Here is a 6,057-nt window from a genome sequence, read left to right as displayed (position 1 = left end):
CTGGCCGACGTACGGCTGCGCCGGCATCGTCCGCTCGGCGACCTCGACCGGCACGGCGAGCGCCCGCAGCGTCACCTCGGCGGCCCCGAACGCCCGGTCCTCCTGCTCCCGCTCCGCGAGCACGCGCTCCCTGTGCGCCTGCAGCGCCTCCGCCGCGGTGCCGGCTCGAGTCGCCGCTGCGACCTCGGGCAGCGGCACCCCCGCGCTCCGGAGGGCGCTGATCACGACTCCGGCCCGGACCTGGGCGTCGGCGTACCGGCGGTACGACGACCGCTCGTCGACCTCCGCCGGGACCAGCACGCCCTTCTCGTCGTAGTGCCGGAGCGCCTTCACGCTCAGACCCGTGATGCCTGCGTACTCCCCGATGCCCAACATGCCTCCAGCATCCCGTCTCCCCCGGCGGGAGGGTCAACGGGCGGGGGGGGGTCAACGGGCGGCGAGGTCGACCGGCAGGAGGGTCGACCAGCGGGACGGGTCGACCAGCGGGACGGCCAGCAGCGGAGCCGGGCCGGAGGCGACGCGACCGGCGTCGGCGGACCCGACCCCGCATCACGCCACGCGCCGACGCCTCAGCCCGCCCGCCGCACCGCGCGCTCACCAGCCCTCGGGCCCCGCGCTCCCCGCCTCGTACTCGTCCAGTGGAGCGTCGCCCGCGGCCCAGGCGGAGAGCACCGGAGTGATGATGCGCCAGCACTGCTCGGCCACATCGCCGGGGACCGAGAGCAGGGTATCGCCCTGCAGGATCCCGGCGAGGACCTGCGCGTAGGGGTCGAGCGTGGCCGCGCCGGGCTGCGCCGTCAGGGTGGTGCGCTCGAGGTCGGTCAGCTCGTCGGCGCTGTTCACGACCAGGTCGAGGCTGACGTCGCCGCCCTTGAGGCCGATCCGGAGGACCGTCCCGGCGTCGCCCTCGGCCGCCTGCAGGCCGCGCGGGGGCGTGGCGGCGCGGAAGTGGATCGCCACCTCCCGGCGCGGGTCGCCGATCGCCTTGCCGGAGCGGAGGACGAAGGGGACGCCCGCCCAGCGCGGGGTGTCGACCTGGAGCAGCAGCTGCGCGAGGGTCTCGGTGCCGGTCTCGGGGTCGACGTCGGGCTCGTCGACGTAGGAGGGGAAGAAGCGGCCGTCGACGCGGCCCTCGGTGTAGCGGGCGCGGCGGGCGGAGGAGGGGTCGTCGCGCCAGAGCCGCACGGCGCCGAGCACCTCGGCCATGCGCGCGTGGACCTCGTCGGGCGCGACCTCGTCGGGACGCTCCATCGTGGTCAGCGCGAGCACCATCAGGAGGTGGCTCTGCAGCATGTCGCGCAGCGCGCCGGTCTTCTCGTAGAAGGCCGCGCGGCCCTCGATGCCGAGCGTCTCGTCGTAGACGATCTCGACCTTCTCGATCCACTCGGCGCTCCAGCTCGCCTCGAGCATGCTGTTGCCGAAGCGCAGGCCCAGCATCCCCAGCACGGTCGCGTTGCCGAGGAAGTGGTCGATGCGCCAGAGGCGGCTCTCGGGGAGGACCTTCGCGAACGCCGCGTTGAGGGCGATCGCGTCGTCGAGGTCCTCGCCGAACGGCTTCTCGATGGCGACGACCAGCTCCTCGGGCAGGTCGAGCTCGGCGAGCGAGGCCGCGACCTTGTGCCCCATCGCCGGCGGCAGGGCGACGTAGAGCACCGGGGTCGACGGGCAGGCGTCGAGGAGGGCCTTCAGCTGCTCCGGGTCGGAGGCGTCGGTGGCGACGAAGCGCGCGCGCGACGCGAGGGCCTCGACCGTGTGCGCGGCGACTCCGGCCGCCTCGAGGCTGCGGCGGACGAGGCCCTGCCACTCCTCGTCGGTCTGCGGGGTGCGCGCCGCCCCGATCAGCGTGAGCTCGAGGTCGCGCGCGAGCTCGGCCACCCGGCCCAGGCCCGGCAGCAGCAGCCGCTCGGTGAGGTCGCCGCCCGCTCCGAGGATCGCGATGCTCCGCTGCTCGCTCCCCAGCGCCGCGGCCTCGGGGATTCCGATCTGCTCCGTCATGGTGTCTCCCTCGTAGCCGTCGTGAGTCAGCGGCCACAGTACGCGCCGGGCCCTGGCGCGAGGCCGGGAGCCGGGAGGGGTTGAGGAAGCGGGCGCGGAGTGGCAGGGCGGCGCGGTCGGGAGCGAGAGAGCTGCACGACCTCCGCTGAGAGGCGGCCCGCCGTATCGGGGCGGGGAGCCCCTTCTCAGCCGACGTCGGGCCGCGACCCGCGGACGTCCGGCCCGTTGCAGCCGTCCCGCACAGCACGTGATCCCCCCTCCACTGCTTGTCCGGCGGTACCCTGCCCGCATGCGCCTGCGCCAGGTCGTCCTCGACACGGAGGACGCCCGCGCCCTCTCCGCCTTCTACCTCGCCCTGCTCGGCGGCGAGTACCGCCCCGGCGACGAGCCGCCCGCGGACGGCTCGGACGACGAGGCGGAGTGGGTCGCGATCGTCACCGCCGACGGCGCGAAGCTCACGTTCCAGCGGGTGGCCGCCCTGCCGCGCGCAACCTGGCCGGAGGGACCCGTCCCGCAGCAGCTGCACCTCGACTTCATGGTCGCGGACGCCGACGAGCTCGACCGGCAGAAGACCAGAGCGCTCGCCCTCGGCGCCGAGCTGATCGAGGACAGGAGCGACGACCCGGAGGAGGCGCTCCACGTCCTCGCCGATCCGGCCGGCCACCCGTTCTGCGTCTTCGTCGCGCCCGACTACCCGGCGGAGTAGGGGCGCGCGGCTTCAGCGAGCCGCACGCGTCGGATCACATGCCGGTGATCGTGACCGTCGTCGTCGCGGCGATCACCGCGGCTCCCGTGACGCTCGCGGCGGTTCCCGCGAGGACGGCGGCGGCCGCCGGCCCTGCCCAGTGCTGCGCCGCGAGCGACCTGATCGCCTGCCGGTCCGGAATGCCGGGCCTCGGCGAGAGCGCTCCGGCCGCGTCGAGCAGGCCGATGAGCGCCGCGTCCGACGGAAGGGGCGCCGTCCGAGCCGCGAGGACCTCGGCGACCCGGATCCGCAGCCGCTCGTCCTCCGCCGGCTCCACGGCGGCGACCCGCTCGAGGAGGGCGGCATGCAGCTCCCTCCGAGTGAGGCGGGCGATCCACCAGGACACGCTGCGCGGTGCTCGCTCCGCTGCGATCCACCCGAGTGCCCCGTCGAGCACGGCGTCCCCGAGCGCGGACCGCTCCGGCCCGAGGGCGACGGCTCCGGCGTCCACCTCGACGCGCCGCTGGAGGGAGAGCTCCGCGAGGACGGAGGCGGCCAGGACGGTGTCGAGAGCGCCCGACGAAGCCGCGGGCCGCCCGTCGCTCCGCCGCAGCAGGAGGAGGAGAGCGACGGGGAGGGGCGGCTGCCCGGCTCCGGGGGGCGCAACGGCCGGCGGGGTGGTGGGAGAGGGCATTTCCGAGGAGTTCCGTGTCGAGTCGTCCATCCCTCGAGCCTGGCACCCGACCCGTCGAGACCGCATCCGCCGGGCGACGGGTCCTCCGTCGTCCGCCCGATCGACCGGCCGGACACGCCCGAGAGCCCACGTCGCGCCCCGAAGCGGACCGCTCCTCCGCCACATCGGGCGTCAGACCACCCCCGCCGCCGTCCCCGACACGATCAGGTCGGCGCGGTCGCGAGTGGCCTCGATCAGCAGCGCGTTCCGCCCGTCGACCTCGGAGGCCCAGGCGGAGGCCGCCTCGGGGGCGCGGCCGAAGGAGACGTGGCGGTCGACCAGGCGCTCGAAGCGCTCGGTCTCGGGAGTCGCGCAGAACCAGGCCTCGTCGAACTCGGCGCGCAGCAGCGCCCACGGGCCCTCGTCGACGAGGAGGTAGTTGCCCTCCAGCACGACGAGCGACGCGGAGGGGTGCACGGCCAGCGCGCCGGCCACTCCCTCGTCGACGGTGCGCTCGAAGGTGGGCGCGTAGACGACGTGGTCGGTCTCGGCGCGCAGCCTCCGCACCAGGGCGAGGAAGCCCCAGCCGTCGAACGTGTCGAGGGCGCCCTTGCGGTCGTGGCGGCCGAGCTCGTCGAGCGTGGCGTTGGCGAGGTGGAAGCCGTCCATCGGCACGAAGGCGGCGGTCCCCTCCCCTGCGAGCTCGTTCGCGCGGGCGACCACCGCCCGGGCGAGCGTGGTCTTGCCGGCCCCGGGGCTGCCGGCGATCGCGACGATCGCGCGGCGGCCCGGCGAGGTCAGCGCGAGCGCGCGCCCGGCCAGCTCGTCGAGGCCGGGCCGCACCGCGTCGGGCGCGACCTCGGTCTCAGGCCTCGCCACGGCTGCTCTCCAGCGCGTTCACCAGGAAGCCGTGGGCGTGGCGGGCGAGCGCGGGGCCGTCGTTCCAGAGGTTCCGCCACACGGCCAGGTCGTTCGAGAGGGTCGGCGAGACGACGGCCGACGAGAAGGACTCGAAGGTGATGGGTCCGCGGTAGTCGATCGCGGCGAGGGCGTGGAAGAACGTCGTGAAGTCGAGGTGGCCGCTGCCGAGGTAGCCGCGGTGGTTCTCGCCGATGTGGACATACCCGAGACGATCCCCGACCAGCAGCACCGGGCGGAAGAAGTCGTCCTCCTCGATGTTCATGTGGTACGTGTCCAGGTGGATCAGGACGTTGTCGGCGCCGATGTCGTCGGCGAGGCGCAGGGCGTCCGCGGCGGTGTTGATGACGTTGGTCTCGTAGCGGTTGCAGATCTCGAGGCCGAGGGTCATGCCCTTCGTCGAGGCCTCGGCGGCGAGGTCGGTCAGCACCGACACGACGTTCGCACGGCCCGCGGCCGAGAGGGGCGCGCTGTACTTGCCGAGCGCGCTGTAGAGGGCGCCGGTGAAGTGGGTGCCGCCGAGCGCGTGCGTGGTCTCGAGGGAGTCGGCGAGCAGCTTCGCGCCGCGGGCCACCACCTCCGGGTCGTCGCTGGAGACGTCGGCCGAGAAGGCGAGGCCGCGCGAGCAGACGATGCCGAGGTCGTTCGCCTCGAGGGCGGCGCGGGCGGAGGCGGTGTCGAGGTTCTGCACGTCGTGCAGCGAGAGCTCCAGCAGGTCGAATCCGGCCGCCTTGGTCTGCTCGATCGTCGCGGTCACTTCGTCGGGGGTGGTGCCGCCGGCGAAGACGAGGGCGTGCACTCCGAGAGGGTTCGTGGTCATGGTGGTGCTCCTTGGTTCGAGAGGTTCAGGGGCGGCGTCGGGCCGCGGGGTCGGTGTCGAGCAGGTCCGCGAGGAACGCGTGGCCGGAGGTCGCGAGGGCGACGGGGTCGTGCCAGAGCTCGCGCCAGAGACCCATGCCCTCGGCCGAGGCCGGGGGCTGGACGGCGGGCGAGAAGCTCTCGAGGGTGAGCGGACCGCGGTAGCCGGAGTCGGCGAGCGCCGCCGCGAGCCCGGTCCAGTCGGTGCTCCCGGTGCCCAGCTCTCCGCGGTGGTTCTCGGAGGCGTGGAGGTAGCCGAGCAGGTCGCCGGCGTCGCGGACGGCGCTCGCGAGGTCGACCTCCTCGAGGTGGGCATGGAAGGTGTCGAGGTGCAGGAGCACGTTCGGCGCGTCGAGCTCGCGGAGGAACGCGGCGGTCTGAGCGGCCGTGTTCAGCAGGTTGCTCTCGTAGCGGTTCACGTACTCCGCTCCGACGACGACGCCGGCGGGAGCGGCGGCCGCGGCGACCCTCCGCAGCACGTCGAGCGAGCGCGAGCGGGCAGCCGCGTCGGCCGCGTGCTCGTACTTGCGCATGGCCGAGTAGGTGACTCCGCCGACGTACCGCGCGCCGATCGCCTCGGCGAACCGCACGGCCGCCAGCAGCCGCTCCTCGCCGCGGCCGGCCGTGGCCTGGTCGGTGATGTCGGAGTCGGCGTCCAGCGCGAGCGAGACGACCGCGTCGATCCCGTGCTCGTCGAGCAGGTCGGCGGTCCACGCGGAGGCGTCGGGGTCGTCGGGAGCCGGGATCTCGATCAGGTCGAAGCCGATCGAGGCGGCGGCGCCGATCGCGCGGCGCCCCGACTCCGGCGTCCAGTCGCCGACGAGCAGGCCCGCGTGGACCCCGATCGGCGACGAGCGCTCCGTGCTCCCGCGGTGCAGGAACTCGGGGTGCATCAGGCGGCCTTCGCGCCCGTGATCAGCGAGACGAG

General features: G+C 74.4%; 7 protein-coding genes. 1 reads left to right on the top strand and 6 read right to left on the bottom strand.

The genetic code is table 11. From position 1 onward, the window contains the following. Positions 1-375, bottom strand: a 375-nt coding sequence (locus tag C5C82_RS16545) for a MerR family transcriptional regulator (RefSeq protein ID WP_146086023.1), incomplete at its 3' end; no start/stop codon positions are given. Between the two features lie 219 nt (positions 376-594). After that, positions 595-1,995, bottom strand: coding sequence for a glucose-6-phosphate dehydrogenase (locus C5C82_RS16540; RefSeq protein ID WP_104355402.1), 1,401 nt, complete (start codon positions 1,993-1,995; stop codon positions 595-597). A gap of 289 nt (positions 1,996-2,284) precedes the next feature. Between C5C82_RS16540 and C5C82_RS16535 the strand changes: the two genes are divergently transcribed. Continuing rightward, positions 2,285-2,701, top strand: a complete 417-nt coding sequence (locus C5C82_RS16535) for a VOC family protein (protein ID WP_104262559.1) — start codon at positions 2,285-2,287, stop codon at positions 2,699-2,701. Positions 2,702-2,735: 34 nt separating this feature from the next. Here the strand turns inward: C5C82_RS16535 and C5C82_RS16530 are convergent, their stop codons facing one another. From C5C82_RS16530 to C5C82_RS16515, 4 genes are all read right to left on the bottom strand, one after another. After that, positions 2,736-3,374 carry a GPP34 family phosphoprotein gene (locus C5C82_RS16530; protein WP_181134470.1) on the bottom strand — a complete coding sequence of 213 codons (639 nt, stop codon included), beginning with the start codon at positions 3,372-3,374 and terminating at the stop codon, positions 2,736-2,738. Positions 3,375-3,545: 171 nt separating this feature from the next. After that, positions 3,546-4,232: a nucleoside/nucleotide kinase family protein gene (locus tag C5C82_RS16525; protein ID WP_208543338.1), complete on the bottom strand. Its 687-nt coding sequence runs from the start codon at positions 4,230-4,232 to the stop codon at positions 3,546-3,548. Further along, the gene (locus C5C82_RS16520) at positions 4,219-5,091 is read right to left on the bottom strand and encodes a sugar phosphate isomerase/epimerase (protein ID WP_104225811.1); all 873 of its coding nucleotides are present in this window, start codon (positions 5,089-5,091) and stop codon (positions 4,219-4,221) included. The genes C5C82_RS16525 and C5C82_RS16520 overlap by 14 nt, the downstream gene beginning before the upstream one ends. A 25-nt stretch (positions 5,092-5,116) precedes the next feature. Then, positions 5,117-6,057: sugar phosphate isomerase/epimerase (locus C5C82_RS16515; RefSeq protein ID WP_219814861.1), on the bottom strand; the 941-nt coding region annotated here is incomplete at its 5' end.

Source organism: Rathayibacter sp. AY1D5 (assembly GCF_002932515.1).
GTDB lineage: Bacteria > Actinomycetota > Actinomycetes > Actinomycetales > Microbacteriaceae > Rathayibacter.
This window is presented reverse-complemented; position numbering and strand designations above follow the sequence as displayed.